This window comes from Microcella alkalica, assembly GCF_014595885.1.
In the GTDB taxonomy this organism is placed as follows: Bacteria; Actinomycetota; Actinomycetes; order Actinomycetales; family Microbacteriaceae; genus Microcella; species Microcella alkaliphila_B.
In genome coordinates, this window is record NZ_JABUKC010000004.1 from 41431 (window position 1) to 59079 (window position 17649).

A 17649-nucleotide genomic window follows, 5' to 3' on the forward strand; every position below is an offset into this window, starting at 1 on the left:
TCGACGCGACCGTAGGTGCTGCGACTTGCTGAAGCCTGAGCGCCGCATCGGTAACAACTCGGTGACGATGGTGCCGCCCGCGCTCAACTGCGCTAGCGTGAGCCCCGAAGTTGATACGCCTCGCTGCGCCGGGCGTCTTGCACCACACCTGCAGGTCGCTGATCCCCATGGATTCGGTTCACGAGTTGGTTCGACTGGTGGTTTCGACAGTCGAAACTCCGTGAAAGAGAAACAAGGGAGTCAGCAATGACGACAGGCACCGTGAAGTGGTTCAACGCCGAGAAGGGCTTCGGCTTCATCACCCCCGACGACGGCAGCGCCGACGTGTTCGCGCACTTCTCGGCGATCCAGACGAGCGGCTACCGCTCGCTCGACGAGAACCAGAAGGTCGAGTTCGACGTCGCCCAGGGCCCGAAGGGCCTCCAGGCCGAGAACATCCGCCCGCTCTAGTCGTTCACCGACTGCAGCGCTTCGCGTGACCCGTCACGCGAACCTCACGAGAGCCGCCCCCGACGATGTGGGCGGCTCTCGTCGTTCCCGGGTGCGGTGGGCGGGGCGGGGGGATGCTCGGCCGGCGTCTGCCGACGCTCACTCCTCCGCGGTGACGAAGTCGATGAGCTGCTCGACCCGCCCCAGCAGCGCAGGGTCGAGGTCGGCGTAGTTGCGCACCGCGCCCCGGATGCGTCGCCACGCGGCCGCCGTATCGGCCTGCGTCGCGTGCGGCCAGCCGAGGGCTCGCAGCACGCCAGTCTTCCAGTCCACGCCCCGCGGCACGCTCGGCCAGGCGTCGATGCCGAGCCGCTGCGGCTTCACCGCGGCCCACACGTCGATGTACGGATGCCCGACGACGAGCACGTGCCGGGCATCCACCCCTCGCAGCGCCTCGTGGGCGAGTCGCTCCTCCTTCGATCCGGTCACGAGGTGGTCGACGAGCACGCCGACCCGGCGGCCGGGGCCGGGCGCAAACTCGCGCAGCCGCTCGGCGAGGTGGTCGACGCCCTCGAGGTACTCGACGACCACGCCTTCGACGCGCAGGTCGTCGCCCCACACCTGCTCGACGAGCTCGGCGTCGTGGCGCCCCTCCACCCAGATGCGGCTGCCGCGCGCGACGCGGGCCCGCTGCTGCTCGACCGCGAACGAGCCGCTCGCGGTGCGCTGGCGGCCGGCGGGCGCCGGCTTCGCGACGGGCGGGGTGAGGATGACCGGGGCTCCGTCGACGAGGAACCCCGCCCCCAGCGGGAAGGCCCGCACCCTCCCCTGACGATCTTCGAGGTGCACGTTGCCGACCTCGACGCCCACGACGGCACCGACGAAGCCGGAGTCGGGCAGCTCGACCACCAGGTCGCGCTCGGCCGGAACCTCCGGCACGACGACGCGACCGCGCGCACGCCAGTCGCCGGCGAGCACGTCGGCGCCGTAGCGGTCGGCGGGGGTCGCGCGGTGGGCGGGGCGGCGCGGGTCGGCGGGCGGCGGAGGCGCGGGAGGGGGCGGAGCGGCGGTCACCCGGCGACGCTACCCGGCGCGCTCGGCAGGGCCGGTCATCCACGCCGGGGCGCGGCGGCGCTCGCGGCGGTCCGCCCGCCGCACGTCGCTCGCCAAGCACTACTGATCACGGCACACACTGCGCCGCCGAACGCAGTGCGTGCCGTGAGCAGTAGTGCGTGCAGCGGGCGTGCGTGTGGCGCACGCCTGCTGCGCCCCACGCGGCGCCCGCGCGCTCGCCGTGCGCGAACCCGCGCCCTCCGCGCGGCCCGCGCAGGGCATCCGTCGCTAGGGTGTTCGGCACCACCGACCCGGGAGGATCCGCATGCGCGCGACCGCCTACTTCCGCTGGGGCATGACGTGCCTGCTGCTCGCCCCGCTCGCCTTCCTCGGCTGGCTGCTGTCGCTCGGCGGCGGCGCGGCCCTGCAGCCGGCGACGCCCGAACCGGTAGTCGCGCTCGCGCGCGCGTGGGGCGCGCTCACGCCCGTGCTCGCCGTGCTGCTCGTGCTGGCCGGCGGGGTGCTGAACGCGCTCGCGATCCGTCGCGGCGTGCGCGGCGTCGAGCGGGTGGCGAGCGGCGACTGGGATGCTCCCGCGATGCCCAGCGGCCCCCGCATCATCTACCCCGCCGGGTGGAGCGACAGCCACCCGGCCCCCGCCGCCCGCACCGGCCTGCCGCGCCGCACCCTCGGAGTTGCGCTGGCTGCGGCCCTGCTCGCCTGGGTCGCCGTCATCGGGTGGATGCTCGTCGCAGGCCACCCGCTCGCCATGGCTCAGGGCCGCCTCACCCTCGCCGAGGTCTACGCCGCCTGGTCGGGCGCGGGGCAGGCGGGCTTCGTGGTCGCCGTCGTGGTGTGGGCGATCGTCGCGCTGCTCGCGGTGCTCGCGATCGCCGCCCTGGGCCTGGCGCCGCGCCCCGCCCTCGATCGACTGCTCGCGCCGCGGCGCTTCGTCGCGCTCACGGCGATCGTCGGCAGCGCGCTCGTCGTCGCCGCCCTGCCCGCGTACGCGACGCTCGGCGGCACGCTCGGCGACGACCTGGCGGCGGTGCTCGGGCCGGTCACCGGCGGCGGCGCGAGCGCGGCGTCGTGGTTCGTGCTGCACGGCGGCGTGCTGCTGAGCGCCCTCGCGATCGTCGTGACGGTGGCGCCGTGGGGCCGGCGGGCGCGCTCCGGCGCGACCGGCGCGGTCAGCCCGCGCTGAGCGACCCGTTCACGCGAGGCTGAGGAACCCCGTCACGACGAGCTCGCGCACGCGCGGCAGCACGTCGGCGGCGAGCGCGGCCTCGTCGACGTCGAGCAGCTGCGCGAGCGCGCCCACGAGCTGCCCCACGGTGAGCTCGCCGTCGCTCGCGCCGACGAGGCCGACGAGCGCGGCATCCGCGTCGATCGTTCGAGCGAAGCCGCCGCCCTGGCGCAGCCGCATGACGGTGGGGCCGTCGGCGCCCGGCCACTGGTGGCGCTCTTCGGTGACGTCGGGGGCGACCTGCAGGCGCAGCTCGGCGAGCGCGGCGTCGTCGAGCGCGGCGATCGCGTCGTGCGCGGCGAAGCCGGCCATGAGGTGGTCGCCGATGCCGGTCGGGGCCGAGCCGAGCGGGTCGAGCAGGCGCTCGAAGCGGCGCAGCGGGGGCGCTGCGGGGTCGAGCGGCCTGCGCAGCACGACGTAGCCGAAGCCGACGCCGGTCACGCCGCGCGCCGCGAAGTCGTCGAGCCACTCGTCGGCGAGCGCCTCGAACGACGTCGACCCGACGGGGGTGCCGCCGTCGCGGATCCACGTCTCGGCGTACTCGGCGGGGCTCTGCCGCTCGCGCTCGACGACCCACGCCTCGAGCCCGGCCTCCTCGACCCAGCGCCGCACGCGCGCGAGGCCGTCGCCGCCGAAGCCGTCGCGGTACTCCCAGTTGCCGAGGAGGTGGGCGGTGCCGCCCGGCACGAGGTGGTCGGCGGCGCCGCGCACGACCTCTTCGACGATGCCGTCGCCGACGCGCCCGCCGTCGCGGTACTCGAAGACGGGCACGCCCTCGCGCCGCGGCGTGATGACGAAGGGAGGGTTCGACACGATGCGGTCGAAGCGCTCGCCCGCCACGGGCGCATACAGGTCGCCAAGGCGCAGCTCGACGCCGCCGGGGCCGAGCTCGATGCCGTTGAGGCGCAGGGTGAGCGAGGCGAGCTCGGCGGCGCGCGCCGAGAGGTCGGTCGCGACGATGCCGCGGGCGTGCCTGGCTGCGTGCAGCGACTGGATGCCGCAGCCCGTGCCGAGGTCGAGCACGCGCCCCACCTCGCTCGTCGGGATGAGCGACGACAGCGTGACGGATGCTCCGCCGACGCCGAGCACATGGCCGGCGTCGAGCGGCCCCCCGGTGGCGAGCTCGCCGAGGTCGCTCACGATCCACCACGAGACCGCGCCCGTGGTGTCGATCGTGGAGTACGGCCGCAGGTCGAGCAGGGCGCGAGCCGCGCCGCCTGCACCGCCCGCGCCGGCGGCACCCTCGACCGCCACGAGCCCGAGCTCGCGCGCCCCCTCGACCCCGAGCGCGGGCAGCGCCGCCGCGAGCGAGTCGGCCGGCACCGCGTCGGCGAGCAGGAAGAGGCGCGCGAGGGTCGCGAGCGGCGACTCCCCCGCCGAGCGCAGGGCCCGGCGCGCCGGCACCCGGTCGTGGCGCCGCAGGGCGGCGTCGGCCTCGTCGCCCCAGAGCCTGCGCACGGCGTCGACCGTGTAGTCGGCGGCGGTGAGGTCGGCACGGAGGGCGGCGACGAGGGGCTCGGGGTGGGCATCCTGCACCCGCCTATTCGAGCACGCGAACATGCCGGGCGAGAATTCGCGGCGATCGGGAATAGCCCGACAACTCCATGCGGTTGCATCGATCTGGCGCCGCCGCGCCATGCAGAAGACATGCAGAACGAGGAGAGACTCATGACGATCACCGCAGAGACCGTTCCCGGCTACCAGGCCGGCACCTGGACCATCGACCCCGCGCACACCGAGATCGGCTTCTCGGTGCGCCACCTGGCCATCAGCAAGGTCAAGGGCACCTTCGAGTCGTTCACCGCCACGGTGAACGCCGCGGAGAACCCGCTCGAGTCGAGCGTCGAGGTGAGCGTCGACGTGGCCTCGATCAACACCGGCAACGCCGACCGCGACGCGCACCTGCGCACCAACGACTTCTTCGCGCCCGAGCAGTTCCCGACGATGACGTTCCGCTCGACGGGCATCCGCCTCGAGGGCGACAACGTCCTCCTCGACGGCGAGCTCACGCTGCGCGGCGTCACCAAGCCCGTCACCATCACGGGCGAGTTCGGCGGCATCGCGAAGGACCCGTGGGGCAACCTCAAGGCGGCCGCGAGCGGTTCGACCGTCATCAACCGCCACGACTTCGGCGTCAGCTGGAACGCCCCGCTCGAGGCCGGGGGCTTCCTGCTCGGCGACCAGGTGACGATCACGATCGACGCGCAGTTCGCGCTGCAGGCTTAGTCGCTCACTCCTCCGCGGGGCGGTCCGGTTCGCCGGGCCGCCCCGTCGTCGTTCCCGGCAGCGCCTCGTCGACCGGAGGCTGCAGCCCGAGGCTGACGCCCACCCCGGTGACCTCGGCCGGCAGGTCGTCGTCGGCCGAGGGCTGCGGGTCGAGCGGGTGCGCCAGCTCGTCGGCCCCGAGCCGCGCGGTCAGCAGCGTGATCGCCGCGAGCACGACCGGGATCACCCCGGCGGCGATGAAGGCCACCGGGATGCCGATGAGCTCGCCGACCGGCCCCGCGATCGCCATCGACACCGGCATGAGCGCGAGCGAGACGAAGAAGTCGAGGCTCGACACGCGCCCGAGCATCGCGGGCGGCACACGACGCTGCAGCAGCGTGCCCCAGACGACGCCCGCGCCCGAGAACAGCACTCCGCACACGAACAGCGCCGCGACCATGAGCCACAGCTGGTCGGTGACGCCGATGAGGGCGAGCGGCCCGCACCCGAAGCCCCACGCGGCGAGCATGATCGTCAGGTAGCGGCGCGGCAGCGGCAGCGAGGCGACCACGATCGAGCCGACCGCCCCGCCGACGCCGAACGCGGCGAGCGCGAGCGCGAAGGCCCCTTCGCCGCCGCCCGCCTGGTCGCGCACGGCGAACGGCAGCAGCACCTCGATCGGCCCCATGATGACGAGCACGAGCAGGCACGAGTACAGCAGCGTCACGAGCAGCCAGCGCGTGACGAGCATGTAGCGCACGCCCTCGCGCAGGTCACCCCAGAGCGCCCGCAGCGGATGCTGCGCCGGGGCATCCTCGTCGACCTCGCGACGCACCGCCGTCTGCCGCATGGCCACGAGCAGCACCGTCGCGAGCGCCTGCGCGGCCGCGACGATCGCGAAGGCGAGGCCCGGCGAGAGCAGGGAGATCGCGCCCGCCGCAGCCGCCGGCCCCGCCGCCTGCATGACGGCGGGCCGCAGCACGCCCTCGATGCCGTTGGCGGCGAGGAGGTCGTCGGCCGGCAGCAGGGCGGGCAGCCACGCGCTGTAGGCGGGGTAGAAGAAGCCGTCGGCGGCGCCGAGCAGCAGCGACAGCACGGCGAGGTGCCACAGCTGGATGGTGCCCGTCAGCGAGAGCACGGCGATCGCCGCCATCGCGAGCGCCTTGACCGTCTCGATCGTGGCGAGGATGCGCCGCTGCGGCACGCGGTCGGCGACGACCCCGCCGACGAGCACGGCGAGCACGAGGCCGAGGCCGCCGCCGGTGGCGACGAACGACAGGTCGACGGGCGTGCCGTCGAGGGCGAAGACCTGGAAGACGACCGCGACGAGCCAGACGCCGGTGCCGAACAGCGACAGCGAGAGCGCGCCGGCGAGCAGCCGGTACTGCCCGGTGGCGAAGGGGTGCAGCGCCCGCGGCAGCGCGGTGCGAGTCATGAGGGTTCCTTCCGCCCAGCAGGCTACAGGCCGCTGACGTACCCTGGCGAGGATGAAGCCGCTCACCGCCGATCAGATCACCGCCTCGATCGTCAACGCCGACCCGGCCGAGATCGACCGCATGGAGCTGCCGGGTCTGCACGAGGTCGTCTGGGAGGATCGCGAGTTCCTCGGCTGGCGCGACCCGCAGGGCTCGCTGCGCGGCTACCTCGTGCACTGGGTCGATTACCGGCCGGTCGGCATCGTGCTGCGCGCCGCCTCGAACTCGCTCAAGCCCGGCATCGGCGCGATGTGCTCGCTGTGCCACACGCCGCAGCCGGCGACGCAGGTGCTCATGTTCAGCGCCCGTCGCGGGGGCCGCGCGGGCCGCGAGGGCAACTCGATCGGCACCTACATCTGCGCTGACCTGGCCTGCTCGATCATGATCCGCATCTTCCCCGGCATGAGTGAGATGCGCCTCATGCGCGACGAGCTCATCGCGCGACGCAGCGCCGGTCTCACGCAGCGCGTGGAGGCGTTCACGGCCCGCATCCTCGAGACCGTCTGAGGCGGATGGCGTCGCTCGCGCGACGCACGCCCCCGCCACGACGAAGGCCCCGTCGACGTCGACGGGGCCTTCGGGGGTGCTCGTGGAATCTAGTCGCGCCGCCCGAGCAGGTTGAACGGGATCGCGAGCGAGAGCGTCACCGACATGATGCCGGTGAAGAAGGTCAGGGCCGCCCACTCCTCCGGCACCCAGAACGCGTACGCGAAGAGCGGGAACGACGCGAGGAACAGCGCCAGGGAAGCGATGACGGCGAAGATCTTCATGGTGCTTCCATTGTGCCAGGTCGGCCGGGGATCACGTGCACAGGGTTGACGGAACGTTCCGATATTGCTCGAAGAGTGTCAGAACGCGGTTCTACTCCCCTATAGGGGCCGTCCGATCGTTACCCTTGCGAACGAGCGGCTGCGGGTTTTCACTTCTTGCGCACGACCAGGCCGCGCATTCAGTAAGGGGGCCCCCGATGGGTGCTTTGATCTACGGATCTCCCGCGATGGAGATCCAGTTCGACGACCGCGTGCTCGCGCACGTTCAGATCGTCATGTCCGCCAAGCTGCGCAGGGGCGAGAACTTCTTCTTCAGCTGGCGCGATTCGCCCGCCGTGGGCGATGGCCGCAGCGCGATCTGGATCGATCCGTCGATCCCCATGTACTTCCGCTACAGCGGCAGCCGTCACCCCGAGATCGACCGCGAGTGGCTCGAGCAGATGGCGATCGCCGCGGCGAGCACCCACGGCCTCGACCTCACGGAGGATTCGCGGCTCGCCGGCATGCACCACGCTCGGCACTCGAGCGTGAAGCGGAAGGATCGCCCGCTCGACGACTGACGAGCGCATCGTCGCACCGGGCATCCGGTGCTGACGGCCGAAGGGCCCCGTGATCGCTCACGGGGCCCTTCGTCATGCTCGGCGCTCGCGCACGCCTAGAGCATGCTCGGGCCGGTGCTGCCCGGCAGATCGCGATCGGTGACCTGGCCGCCGTGCACCTCGCCGCGCCAGGCGCCCTCGGGCGTGCCGCGCTCCTCGATGAGGCGCTTGAAGTCCTTCAGGTCGCTGCTGACCTGCGCCTGGTCGATGTTGAGGGCGGCGCCGACCTTCTCGACGAAGCCCTCCGGCTCCCACGCCATCTCGACGTCGACGCGCGTCGACTCGGCGCCCTCCGGCGCGAACACGACGCGGCCGGAGTGCAGCTCGCCGTCGACGCTGCGCCAGGCGATGACCTCGTCGGGGCGCTGCTCGGTGATCTCCGCGTCGAACTCGCGCGTCACGCCGCCCACGCTGACGACCCAGTGCAGCTTGGTGTCGTCGAGCTGGCGCACCTCGTCGACGCCGCTGAGGAAGTCCGGGAAGGACTCGAACTGCGTCCACTGGTCGTACGCGACGCCGACGGGAACGTCGACGACGACGTCGGCATGGATGGTGCTCGTCATGATGACCTCCCTACTGACCCGGGTGGCGCGGTCGCGCCGGTCGGGTTCTGGTGATGCGCGAGCCACGCTAGGCACCGGCGGGAAGGGTCAGAAGGGGGTTGACACTCCCTCGGGGCCGCCGAGGCGCGGCCCGTAGGCTTCCGCCCATGACGCGACGCGCGGTGATCCTCGGCGGAACCGGTCAGCTCGGCGCGGCGAGCGCCCGCACCCTGCTCGAGCACGGCTGGCAGGTGGACCTCGCCCATCGGGGCGAGCGCGGCGTGCCCGCCGAGCTCGCCGAGGCGCGGTCGGTGTCGCTCGACCGCTCCGACGCCGACGCCGTCGAGCGGCTCTGCCGCGGCGCCGACCTCGTGCTCGACTGCCTCGCCTTCGCGCCGGCCGACGCCGCGGTGCACGGCCGGCTCGTCGGCGAGGTGGGCTCCGTCGTGGTCATCAGCACGGCATCCGTCTATCGCGGTGAGAACGGCACGTGGCTCGACATCGCCGACAGCGACGAGACCTTCCCCGTGCTGCCGGTGCCGATCGACGAGTCGCACCCCACGGTCGACGCCGTCGACGACCCGGGCTACTCGCCGCAGAAGGCCGCGCTCGAGCGGGCGCTGCTCGCGGTCGAGGGGCTGCCGGTGACGATCCTGCGGCCGGGGGCGATCCACGGCCCGCACTCCCCCGCGCTGCGCGAGTGGTTCTTCGTCAAGCGCGCGCTCGACGGCCGCGAGCGCGTGCCCCTGGCCCACCTCGGGCAGAGCCGCTTCGGCACGAGCGCGAGCGTCAACGTGGCCGAGCTCGTGCGGCTCGCGGGCGAGCATCCTGGCCGCCGCGTGCTCAACGCCGTCGACGACCCCGCGCCGACCGCGCTCGAGATCGGTCAGGCGGTCTTCGCCCACCTGGGGCACGCGGGCGAGTTCGTGCTGCTGGAAGGGCCGCCCGTCGACGGCGTCGGCGGCCACCCGTGGGCGGTGTCGCGCCCGGTCGTGCTGTCGATGGCGGCGGCGAGGCGCGAGCTCGGCTACGAGCCCGTCGGCACGCATCGCGCGACGATCGGGGCGGCGATCGACTGGATGCTCGAGGCCGTCGGCGACGCTGACTGGCGCGAGCGATTCCCGGCCCTGTCGAACCGCTACGGCGCCGCGTCGTGGTTCGACTACGACGCGGAGGATCAGGCGCTCGCGCGCTGACCCAGCTCGGCGCCGAACCCGGCGGGCGCGACGCGGCGGTAGGTCGTGACGCCGTTGCGCCACAGCGCCCACCGCACGCTCTCGCGGGCCAGGTCGACGACGACGTCAAGCTCGGCCGCGTCGCGGGGAGCGAACAGGATCAGCTCGGTGCCGTGCACCGCGTTCGGGCAGGGCACCGCCCAGCCCTGCGCGATGACGAGCGCGCCGCGCTCGGGCGGCAGCACGACGTGCACGCTCGTGTCGTTCGGGCTGTGCAGGTGCGCCGGTTCGAGGGCGGCGCCGCCGTCGGGCCCGAACGAGGTGCCGGGCACGGGGTGGGAGACGGAGGGCACGAGCACGGCGCGCGCGCCCGGCTCGTCGAGCGAGGAGGGGCCGGCGATGACGCCCGGCACGGCGCGTAGGGCATCCCACACAGCAACCCACGCGGTGGGCACAGCGCGCTGATCGAGCTGCCAGATCGGGCCCTCGTCGTCGAGGGCGGGCGGTCGACCGCTGCGGGGCAGCAGCACCGCGGTGCTCACGAGGCCACCCACTCGTCGACGGTGACCTCGATGCCCTCGGCGGCGCACGTGGTCATGACGCGGTCGATCGTGGCGACCCAGACCGGGTCGGCCGGGTCGAGGCCGACGGCGTCGGCCGGCGGCGCCTCGACGAGGTCTTGCAGGGCGATGAGCGGCAGGGCGACCGGCGATCCCGACGGCACGGGGATGTAGTCGAGGATGCGCGCCGCGGCCCGGTAGGCGCCCTCAACCTCGCCGTCGGCCCAGCGCCCGGACTCGGCCCCACGCTGGGCATTGGTGGCGAGCGTGAGCGCGTTGGCCACGCGCCAGCAGGCGGCGGTGACCGCCGCGTCGGAGGTGCCCTCGGGCTCGGTCGCGAAGACGGGGGCGGGCGCCGTGGCGTCAGTCGTGCATCCGCCCAGGAGGAGGCCCAGAGCGGTCGCCGCGACGGCGACGAGCGCGGCCGGATGCGGGGTGCGTTGCGAGAGGGCGCGCCGATCGCCTCGAGTGTTCGGTCGTGCCGTGCCGTGCATCGTGCCGCCCATGTGGCGCCCCCAGGCTGTGATTGACGATCACTCAGACATGACCGCAGGCTCAATGTACAGAGGAATCGTCACCAGTGCGAGAGGCTTGCGCGGATCGTGATCGTGTGCGGGCGGCACGAGCGTTCTGTCCCCCCGCGGGCTCGCCGAGCGGGCGCTCGCGCAATCGTGGCACAGTGGGCGCGTGAGCGCGCAGCCCCAGCACCGACGCACGGGCACGCTCGCGCGCTGGAACGACGATCGCGGCTTCGGGTTCATCCGCCCCGATGGCAGCGGCGACAAGCTCTTCGTGCACGTCTCGGCGTTCGGCCCGATCGAGCGCCGGCCGATCGCGGGCGACCGCGTGCGCTTCTCGGTCACGACCGACAGCAGCGGCCGGCAGCAGGCGACCGAGGCGAGCATCGACGGCGTCGCCCGCGCCGCGGTCATGCCGCGCAGCGACGGTCTGCCCCGCGACCAGCGCCGCACTCCGCTCGGCCACGCCCGCACCGCGCTCGACGTGCTCGCGCTCGGCACCCTCGTCACCGTGCTCGCGCTCGGGCTGCTGGTGTGGAGCATGCCGGCCTGGGTCGTCGTGCTCTACGGCGGCATGAGCCTGGCCTCGCTGCTGCTCTACTTCAGCGACAAGCGCAGCGCGGCGGCCGGCGGCTGGCGCACCCCCGAGTCGACCCTGCACCTCATCGCGCTCGCCGGCGGCTGGCCGGGCGCGATCGTCGGGCAGCGCGCGCTGCACCACAAGACGGTGAAGCAGGAGTTCCGGCTGATGTTCTGGAGCACCGTCGCCATCAACCTGCTCGCCCTCGCCGTGCTCGTCGTGCCGCTCGACGGCTCGCCGCTCGTGAGCGTCGAGCATGACTGGTGGCCGCGGTGAACGACGGGCGCGTGACGGCGGCGCCGCTGCCCTCCCCCGACGGCCGGCTGCACCTCACCGACGGCGGCCTCGAGACAGTGCTGATCTTCCACGACGGGCTCGACCTGCCCGAGTTCGCGGCCTTCCCCCTCGTCGACACCCCCGACGGCCGCGCTCGGCTCGAGCGCTACTACGACGAGTACGTCGCACTCGCCCAGCACCACGGCACGGGCGTCGTGCTCGAGACGCCGACGTGGCGCGCCAGCCGAGACTGGGGCGCGGTGCTCGGCTACGACGCGGCCGCGCTCGCGCGCGTCAACGCCGAGGCCGTCGCGCTCGTGCGTCGCGTCGTCGAGGCGCGCGCGGGCGAGGGGCGCGGCTCCGCCGAGGCGGGGATGCTCGTGAGCGGGTGCGTGGGTCCGCGCGGCGACGGCTACCTCGTCGAGGATGCGATGAGCGCCGCCGATGCGGCCGACTACCACTTCCCGCAGGTCGCGGCGCTGCACGCGGCGGGCGCCGACCTCGTCTCGGCGCTGACGATCACCTCGTCGGCCGAGGCGGCCGGCATCGTGCTCGCCGCGCGGCAGGTCGGCGCGCCCGTCGTCATCTCGTTCACGGTCGAGGTCGACGGCCGACTGCCCTCGGGCGAGGGCCTCGCCGAGGCGATCGGTGCCGTCGATGAGGCGACGGTTGCCGCCGCCGCGTACTTCATGGTCAACTGCGCGCATCCGGTGCACGTCGCGCCGGCGCTCGACGGCGGCGACGCGGCGCTGCGGCGCCTGCGCGGCCTGCGCGCGAACGCGTCGACACTCAGCCACACCGAGCTGGATGCCGCCGACGAGCTCGACGACGGGGACCCCGTCGACCTCGGCGAGCGCCTCGCGGTGCTCATCGCGACGCACCCGCAGCTGAGCGTCGTCGGCGGATGCTGCGGCACCGACGCCCGGCACGTCGCGGCGATCGCCGCCGCCTGCTCGCGCTGACGCGGGCTGCTCGCGCTCACGCGGGCTCCGCGCTCTGACCAGGCCCGTTCGCCGCGAGCGCCCTGGGCGCCGCGTGCACGCCGCCTTGGCGCCCCCTGACAATGGCCCCCGTTCGGGGGGTGGGGTGCGTACCGTGGCCCGCATCGAACCGAGATCGACACAGATGGAGGAGAGACATGGCTGAGATCACCGGGCGCTCCGTCGCCTTCCTGCTCACCGACGGCTACGAGGACAGCGAGCTCACCGAGCCCTGGTCGGCCGTGACCGCCGCCGGCGCGAGCGCCACGCTCGTCTCGCCCGCGACCGGCACGATCGAGGGCAAGAACGGCCACTCGCAGTCGGTCGACAAGGCGGTGGCCGAGGTGAGCGCCGACGACTTCGACGCGCTCGTGCTGCCGGGCGGCGTCGTCAACGCCGACCATCTGCGCATGAGCGGCGAGGCGGTCGCGTTCGCGAAGCGCTTCTTCGAGCAGGGCAAGCCGGTGGGCGTCATCTGCCACGGCGCGTGGATCCTCATCGAGGCCGACGTCGTGCGCGACCGTGAGATCACCAGCTACCCCTCGCTGCGCACCGACCTCATCAACGCGGGCGCGCGCTGGGTCGACGAGGAGGTCGTCACCGACCAGGGCCTTGTCTCGAGCCGCACCCCCGACGACCTGCCCGCCTTCTGCGCGAAGGTCGTCGAAGAGATCAGCGAGGGCGTGCACGCGGGCCAGCACGCCTGACGCACCCCTCCCCCGACTGCCCCGCCCGACCAGGATGCGGGCGGGGCCTGCAACGGCGGCGGGCACGGCGCGGTGGAGCCGTGCCCGCCGCGCTGCGCACGACGCCGGCCGGGCATCCGCCCGCATGGCGCCCCTCTGCGGGCGGCCGCTCAGGCGCGCTCGATAGGAATGCCCCATGGCCCGCCGACCCGCCCTCGACCGCCCCCTGCCCGACCTCTCCGGCCGCCTCGCCGTCGTCACCGGCGCGAACAGCGGCCTGGGCCTCGAGATCTCCGGCGCTCTCGCCGGCGCCGGAGCCCACGTCATCATGACCTCCCGCGACGCGCAGAAGGGGGCGGATGCTCGTCGCGAGCTGCTCGCCCGCTCACCCCGCGGCGAGCTCGAAGTGCGGCCGCTCGATCTTGCGTCGCTCGACAGCGTGCGCACCTTCGCGGCGCAGGTCGTGGCGGATGCCCGCCCCCTCGACATCCTCGTCAACAACGCCGGAGTCATGGCGGTGCCGCAGCGCCTCGAAACCGCCGACGGCTTCGAGCTGCAGTTCGGCACGAACCACCTCGGGCCGTTCGCGCTCACCGGGCTGCTGCTGCCCGCGCTGCGCGCCGCGGTCGAGGCCCGCGTCGTGTCGACGGCGAGCATCGCCGCGCGGCCCGGGCGCATCACGCGCGAGGCGATCGCCGGCGAGGCGCCCTACGACCCGTGGCGCGTGTACTCGATGACGAAGCTCGCGAATCTCGTGTTCGGCCGCGAGCTGCAGTCGCGCTCGGTCGCCCACGGGTGGGGCCTCACGTCGGTCACGGCGCACCCCGGCTTCAGCACGACGAACCTCGCCTCGAACGGCCCGCGCTTCGGCAAGAAGCCGGTGCCGCAGTGGGCGCTGAAGCTGTCGCTGCTCGTCGGCCAGACCGGCGCCGACGGCGCGCGGCCGTCGATCTACGCGGCGACCGCCCCTGACGTCGAGCCGGGCGGTTACTACGGCCCGAACGGCCGTCGCGAGCTGCGCGGCGGCACGACGACGGCCGAGGTGCCGGCGGGCGCACTCGAGCCGGGTGTGGGCGAGCTGCTGTGGAGCGAGTCGGAGCGGATGACGGGCGTCACGTACGCCTAGCTACCGCTGGGCTCCAGCATCCCGATCAGGGTCTCGATCGTCCGCAGGTTGCGGGCGGTTCCGGCGACGCCGAGCACGCGCAGCAGTCGGGCGAGGTCGAGCTGCGCGCGGCCTGCGCCGTTCTCGTAGCGCACGTGCAGGTCGTCGCCGATGACGGCCCAGGCGTCATCGCCTGCGGGGACGGTGGCGGCCGCCGCGATCGCGGCCGGATCGGGGGCGGCGGTGAGGGGCGCGACGAACGAGCGCGCGGCATCCGTGACCTCGAAGGGATGCTCGGCGAGCGCCGCACGGAGGGCGGCGGCGTCGCGCACGATGACCTCGCGCGAGAAGCCGTAGCGCTGTTCGACGGCGCCCGACAGGGTTGCGGCGAACTCGGCGGGCGGGCCGGGCGGAGTGGCGAGGAGGTTGCCGGAGGCGATGTAGGTGGCGACGTCGGTGGCTCCGAGCTCAGCGGCGAGGGCGCGGAGCTCGGCCATGGAGAGCTTCGCCGTGCCGCCGACGTTCACGGCGCGGAGGAGGAAGGCGTGCGTGCTCACGTGCGCACCTCCGCGAGCTCGAGGTGCACGCGCGCCGTCGATCCGGCGGTGAGGCCCTCGGCCAGGCGCACGGCCTTCTTCACGGGCAGGAGGTAGCAGCCCGTCTTGGAGTCGGGGAAGACGCTCGTCGCCCACTCGCTGCCGCCGATGCGCACCTGCACGCGCACGCTGCCGAAGCCGCGCGTGAAGCCCTCCATGCGGGCGGCGATCTCGTCGCTCATCGGCTCGGGGACGGCGACGAAGTGCCAGGCGGCGTTGCCGCTCCATTCGAAGAGGGCGCTCTCGAAGTCGAAGTCGATGGGCATGCGAGAAGTCTGCCGTCAGACTCCGACACCGGGGTCGGCGGTCGGCGCTGCGGGGCCCTCGATGCGGCGGGCGAAGCCTCCCCGCCAGGGCGCGACGGCGGAAAGCGTGAGGCCCACGACGATGATCGCGGTGATCGTCAGCGCTCCGGGCGCGGCGACGCCGAAGCCGGACACCGCAGCGCCCACGACGATCGCCGTACCGAGCGCGACGCCGAGCCCGCGCCATGCGAGCGACTCGGTGCGGGCTGACACGAGCCACCCGCCGACGAGCGCGCCGACGACGCCGAACACCGCCAGCACGGCTCCAGCGAGCATGCCCATGAGCCCGAACGGGAACGAGCCGGCAGCACCGGCGGCGACCATCATGATGAGCCCGCCACTCAGCGCTCCGGCCAGGAGCGACACGAGGGCGAAGACGACGCTGCGGGGCCACGGCCCCGTTCGATGCTCCGGCTTCATGGGGTGACAGTAGCGGTCGCGGGCGACAGGGGCCGCGATGGGAATGCGCGCAGCGCGGCCGTGATTGCATGGAGGGTCGCACCGCGGACATCCGCCGCCGGTGCGTGTTCTTCGGAGGCAACCATCTCGGCTCCTCGCGCGTCGCTCGCCCGCCGCCACTTCGTCGACCTCGCTCCGCTGCGCGAGAGCCCCGCGTTCGCGCGCATGTGGGTGGGCGGCACGATCACGGGCATCGGCAGCCAGATGACGATCCTGGCGGTGGGGCTGGATGTCTACGCCCGCACGCAGTCGACGCTCATGGTGTCGTACGTGGCGGCGTTCGCGCTCGTGCCGATGATCGTCGCAGGGCTCTACGGCGGGGTGCTCGCCGACTCGTTCGACCGGCGCATCGTGGCGCTCGTGTCGGCGCTCGTGGCGTGGGGCTCGACGGCGGGGCTCGCGGCGTACTCGTGGTCGCAGGCGGAGCCGGTGCTGCCGCTGTACCTGCTGATCACGCTCAACACCGTCGCGGCGACGATGGTCGGGGTCGCGAGGCAGGCGATCGTGCCGCGGCTGATCCGGCGCGAGCTGCTGCCGGCGGCGGGCGCGCTCGGGGGCATCAGCGGCGGGCTCATGCTGACGGTCGGCCCGGCGCTCGCCGGCGTGCTCGTGGCGGGCGTGGGCATCTCGTGGACGTACACGATCGACACGGTGCTGTTCGTCGCCGCGTTCGTCGGGCTCTACACGCTGCCGGCGGTGCGGCCGGAGGGCGAGGCGCTGCGGCCCGGCGTGCGGTCGGTCGTGGAGGGGTGGCGGTTCCTGCGGGTGGCGCCGAACATCCGTGCCTCGTTCCTGCTCGACATCTTCGCGATGACGTTCGGCAACCCGCGCGTGCTGTTCCCGGCGATCGGGGCGGTGCTCATCGGCGGCGGGGCGGTGACCGTCGGCGTGCTGACGTCGGCGATCGCGGTGGGCGTGCTCGTGCTGGGGGTTTTCCCGGGTCGCCTCGGCGGCGTGCGGCGGCAGGGGCTCGGCGTCATCGCGGGCGTCGCGGCGTACGGGCTGACGATCCTCGGGCTCGGGGTGGTGCTGCTGCTCGCGGCCGTGTCGGGTGCGCCGGTGTCGTCGTCGTGGTCGGCCGAGTCGGTGAACTGGCCGGCGCTCGTCGCGGCGAGCGTGCTGCTGGCGCTCTCGGGCGCGGCCGACAGCGTCAGCATGATCTACCGCAACACGATGCTGCAGGCGTCGGTCCCCGATGCGATGCGGGGCCGCCTGCAGGGGTTGTTCACGGTCGTCGTCACGGGCGGGCCGCGCATCGGCGACCTGTACGTCGGCGTGCTGAGCGTGACGGCGCTGCTGTGGTTCCCGCCGCTGCTGGGCGGGTTCGTGATCGTGGTCGCGGCGGCCGTCATCCTGCGGGCGCAGCGCACGCTGCGCGAGTACGACGCGGAGGATCCGCGGCCCTAGGGGCCGTACCGCCGGTGCTGTCAGCTCGGGGCCCGGACGGCGGTTGTGCGTTTCTCGTGTGTGCCTGTTGCGGCACATGCCGCGACGTGCCGAGTGAGGGATCGCGAGAACGCCCCCAGCGAGTAGCGTGGCGCGATGCTCCTGCGACCCCTCACCACCGCCGACCGCCCGCTGCTGCGGGAGGCGACGCTCGCCAACATGAACTGGAGCGGGCCGCGCTACGGAGTCGCCGACATCGACGAGGCGCCCGAGCTGTCGCACTACTTCACGGGGTTCCCCGGCGATAGCGACTTCGGGTTCGCCGCGCTCGTCGACGGCGCCGAGGCCGGCGTGGCGTGGGCTGTGCTGCTGCCCGCCTCAGACCCGGGGTACGGGTTCGTCGACGCCGAGACGCCCGAGCTGAGCCTCACGACGTTTCAGCCGTATCGCGGCCGCGGAGTGGGCACGGCGCTGCTCGACGCGCTCGTTCAGGAGGCTCGGCGGCGAGGGCTGCCCGCGCTGAGTCTCAGCGTGGAGGACGCCAACCCGGCCCGGCGGCTCTACGAGCGAACCGGGTTCGAGGTCGTGGGGCGCAACGGCGGGTCAGACACGATGCTGCTGCACCTGCGCTGACCGTCGATGCTCACCCCCGAACTGGGCACAGCGCGCCCCTGACGATCGCTCCACTTCTCGACGAGACTGGA

At 73.5% G+C, this 17649-nt stretch carries 21 protein-coding genes and 1 pseudogene; 12 read left to right on the top strand and 10 right to left on the bottom strand.

Annotated features, from left to right (window positions below; all coding sequences use genetic code 11):
- Nucleotides 1-246 precede the first annotated feature (246 nt).
- Nucleotides 247-450, top strand: a complete 204-nt coding sequence (locus tag ID804_RS10615) for a cold-shock protein (RefSeq protein ID WP_169079921.1) — start codon at nt 247-249, stop codon at nt 448-450.
- A gap of 138 nt (nt 451-588) precedes the next feature.
- Here the strand turns inward: ID804_RS10615 and ID804_RS10620 are convergent, their stop codons facing one another.
- Entirely contained in the window at nt 589-1407 is an 819-nt protein-coding gene (locus ID804_RS10620; RefSeq protein ID WP_396790649.1) for a DUF3097 family protein, read from the bottom strand.
- Between the two features lie 400 nt (nt 1408-1807).
- On the opposite strand from ID804_RS10620, the gene ID804_RS10625 reads away from it, so the two are divergent.
- The gene (locus tag ID804_RS10625; RefSeq protein WP_169079925.1) at nt 1808-2686 is read left to right on the top strand and encodes a hypothetical protein; all 879 of its coding nucleotides are present in this window, start codon (nt 1808-1810) and stop codon (nt 2684-2686) included.
- Nucleotides 2687-2695: 9 nt separating this feature from the next.
- Here ID804_RS10625 and ID804_RS10630 read toward each other — a convergent pair whose 3' ends face one another.
- Nucleotides 2696-4264, bottom strand: coding sequence for a DUF7059 domain-containing protein (locus tag ID804_RS10630; RefSeq protein WP_317451270.1), 1569 nt, complete (start codon nt 4262-4264; stop codon nt 2696-2698).
- A gap of 132 nt (nt 4265-4396) precedes the next feature.
- On the opposite strand from ID804_RS10630, the gene ID804_RS10635 reads away from it, so the two are divergent.
- Nucleotides 4397-4954 (top strand): YceI family protein, encoded by a 558-nt coding sequence (locus ID804_RS10635; RefSeq protein ID WP_169079929.1) that lies wholly within the window; start codon nt 4397-4399, stop codon nt 4952-4954.
- A 151-nt stretch (nt 4955-5105) separates the two neighbouring features.
- Here the strand turns inward: ID804_RS10635 and ID804_RS10640 are convergent.
- A pseudogene (locus ID804_RS10640) lies at nt 5106-6368 on the bottom strand (MFS transporter); the annotation flags it as partial.
- 52 nt (nt 6369-6420) lie between these two features.
- Here ID804_RS10640 and ID804_RS10645 point away from each other — a divergent pair.
- On the top strand, nt 6421-6915 hold the full coding sequence (locus tag ID804_RS10645; RefSeq protein WP_169079933.1) for an FBP domain-containing protein: 495 nt from the start codon (nt 6421-6423) through the stop codon (nt 6913-6915).
- A gap of 89 nt (nt 6916-7004) precedes the next feature.
- Here the strand turns inward: ID804_RS10645 and ID804_RS10650 are convergent, their stop codons facing one another.
- Nucleotides 7005-7178 carry a hypothetical protein gene (locus tag ID804_RS10650; RefSeq protein WP_169079935.1) on the bottom strand — a complete coding sequence of 58 codons (174 nt, stop codon included), beginning with the start codon at nt 7176-7178 and terminating at the stop codon, nt 7005-7007.
- Between the two features lie 197 nt (nt 7179-7375).
- Between ID804_RS10650 and ID804_RS10655 the strand changes: the two genes are divergently transcribed.
- Entirely contained in the window at nt 7376-7738 is a 363-nt protein-coding gene (locus ID804_RS10655) for a DUF7882 family protein (RefSeq protein WP_169079937.1), read from the top strand.
- A 95-nt stretch (nt 7739-7833) separates the two neighbouring features.
- On the opposite strand, the gene ID804_RS10660 is transcribed toward ID804_RS10655, so the two are convergent.
- The gene (locus ID804_RS10660) at nt 7834-8340 is read right to left on the bottom strand and encodes an SRPBCC family protein (RefSeq protein WP_169079939.1); all 507 of its coding nucleotides are present in this window, start codon (nt 8338-8340) and stop codon (nt 7834-7836) included.
- Nucleotides 8341-8486: 146 nt separating this feature from the next.
- On the opposite strand from ID804_RS10660, the gene ID804_RS10665 reads away from it, so the two are divergent.
- Nucleotides 8487-9515 carry an NAD-dependent epimerase/dehydratase family protein gene (locus ID804_RS10665; RefSeq protein ID WP_169079941.1) on the top strand — a complete coding sequence of 343 codons (1029 nt, stop codon included), beginning with the start codon at nt 8487-8489 and terminating at the stop codon, nt 9513-9515.
- On the opposite strand, the gene ID804_RS12455 is transcribed toward ID804_RS10665, so the two are convergent.
- Entirely contained in the window at nt 9497-10036 is a 540-nt protein-coding gene (locus tag ID804_RS12455; protein WP_169079943.1) for a luciferase domain-containing protein, read from the bottom strand. The genes ID804_RS10665 and ID804_RS12455 overlap by 19 nt on opposite strands.
- Entirely contained in the window at nt 10033-10560 is a 528-nt protein-coding gene (locus tag ID804_RS10675) for a hypothetical protein (RefSeq protein ID WP_169079945.1), read from the bottom strand. The genes ID804_RS12455 and ID804_RS10675 overlap by 4 nt, the downstream gene beginning before the upstream one ends.
- A 181-nt stretch (nt 10561-10741) precedes the next feature.
- Here ID804_RS10675 and ID804_RS12500 point away from each other — a divergent pair, with 181 nt between their 5' ends.
- The 4 genes from ID804_RS12500 (at nt 10742) to ID804_RS10695 (ending at nt 14220) form a co-directional block, all read left to right on the top strand.
- Entirely contained in the window at nt 10742-11428 is a 687-nt protein-coding gene (locus ID804_RS12500; RefSeq protein WP_169079947.1) for a DUF1294 domain-containing protein, read from the top strand.
- On the top strand, nt 11416-12390 hold the full coding sequence (locus ID804_RS10685) for a homocysteine S-methyltransferase family protein (protein WP_317451271.1): 975 nt from the start codon (nt 11416-11418) through the stop codon (nt 12388-12390). Before ID804_RS12500 ends, ID804_RS10685 begins: the two co-directional genes overlap by 13 nt.
- Nucleotides 12391-12566: 176 nt before the next feature.
- On the top strand, nt 12567-13115 hold the full coding sequence (locus tag ID804_RS10690; protein ID WP_169079949.1) for a type 1 glutamine amidotransferase domain-containing protein: 549 nt from the start codon (nt 12567-12569) through the stop codon (nt 13113-13115).
- Between the two features lie 175 nt (nt 13116-13290).
- Complete coding sequence (locus ID804_RS10695; protein WP_169079951.1) at nt 13291-14220, top strand: SDR family oxidoreductase; 930 nt, start codon at nt 13291-13293, stop codon at nt 14218-14220.
- Here the strand turns inward: ID804_RS10695 and ID804_RS10700 are convergent.
- Genes ID804_RS10700 through ID804_RS10710 form a run of 3 tightly spaced genes read right to left on the bottom strand, consistent with a single transcriptional unit; the run spans nt 14217 to nt 15520 of the window.
- Entirely contained in the window at nt 14217-14756 is a 540-nt protein-coding gene (locus ID804_RS10700) for a DUF1697 domain-containing protein (protein ID WP_169079953.1), read from the bottom strand. The genes ID804_RS10695 and ID804_RS10700 overlap by 4 nt on opposite strands.
- Nucleotides 14753-15061: a DUF1905 domain-containing protein gene (locus tag ID804_RS10705; protein WP_169079956.1), complete on the bottom strand. Its 309-nt coding sequence runs from the start codon at nt 15059-15061 to the stop codon at nt 14753-14755. Before ID804_RS10705 ends, ID804_RS10700 begins: the two co-directional genes overlap by 4 nt.
- 15 nt (nt 15062-15076) lie before the next feature.
- Complete coding sequence (locus ID804_RS10710; RefSeq protein ID WP_169079958.1) at nt 15077-15520, bottom strand: hypothetical protein; 444 nt, start codon at nt 15518-15520, stop codon at nt 15077-15079.
- 177 nt (nt 15521-15697) lie between these two features.
- Here ID804_RS10710 and ID804_RS10715 point away from each other — a divergent pair, with 177 nt between their 5' ends.
- Together ID804_RS10715 and ID804_RS10720 are read left to right on the top strand one after the other, a co-directional pair.
- Nucleotides 15698-16966 carry an MFS transporter gene (locus tag ID804_RS10715; protein WP_223159146.1) on the top strand — a complete coding sequence of 423 codons (1269 nt, stop codon included), beginning with the start codon at nt 15698-15700 and terminating at the stop codon, nt 16964-16966.
- 135 nt (nt 16967-17101) lie between these two features.
- The gene (locus tag ID804_RS10720; RefSeq protein ID WP_169079962.1) at nt 17102-17578 is read left to right on the top strand and encodes a GNAT family N-acetyltransferase; all 477 of its coding nucleotides are present in this window, start codon (nt 17102-17104) and stop codon (nt 17576-17578) included.
- Nucleotides 17579-17649: the final 71 nt, after the last annotated feature.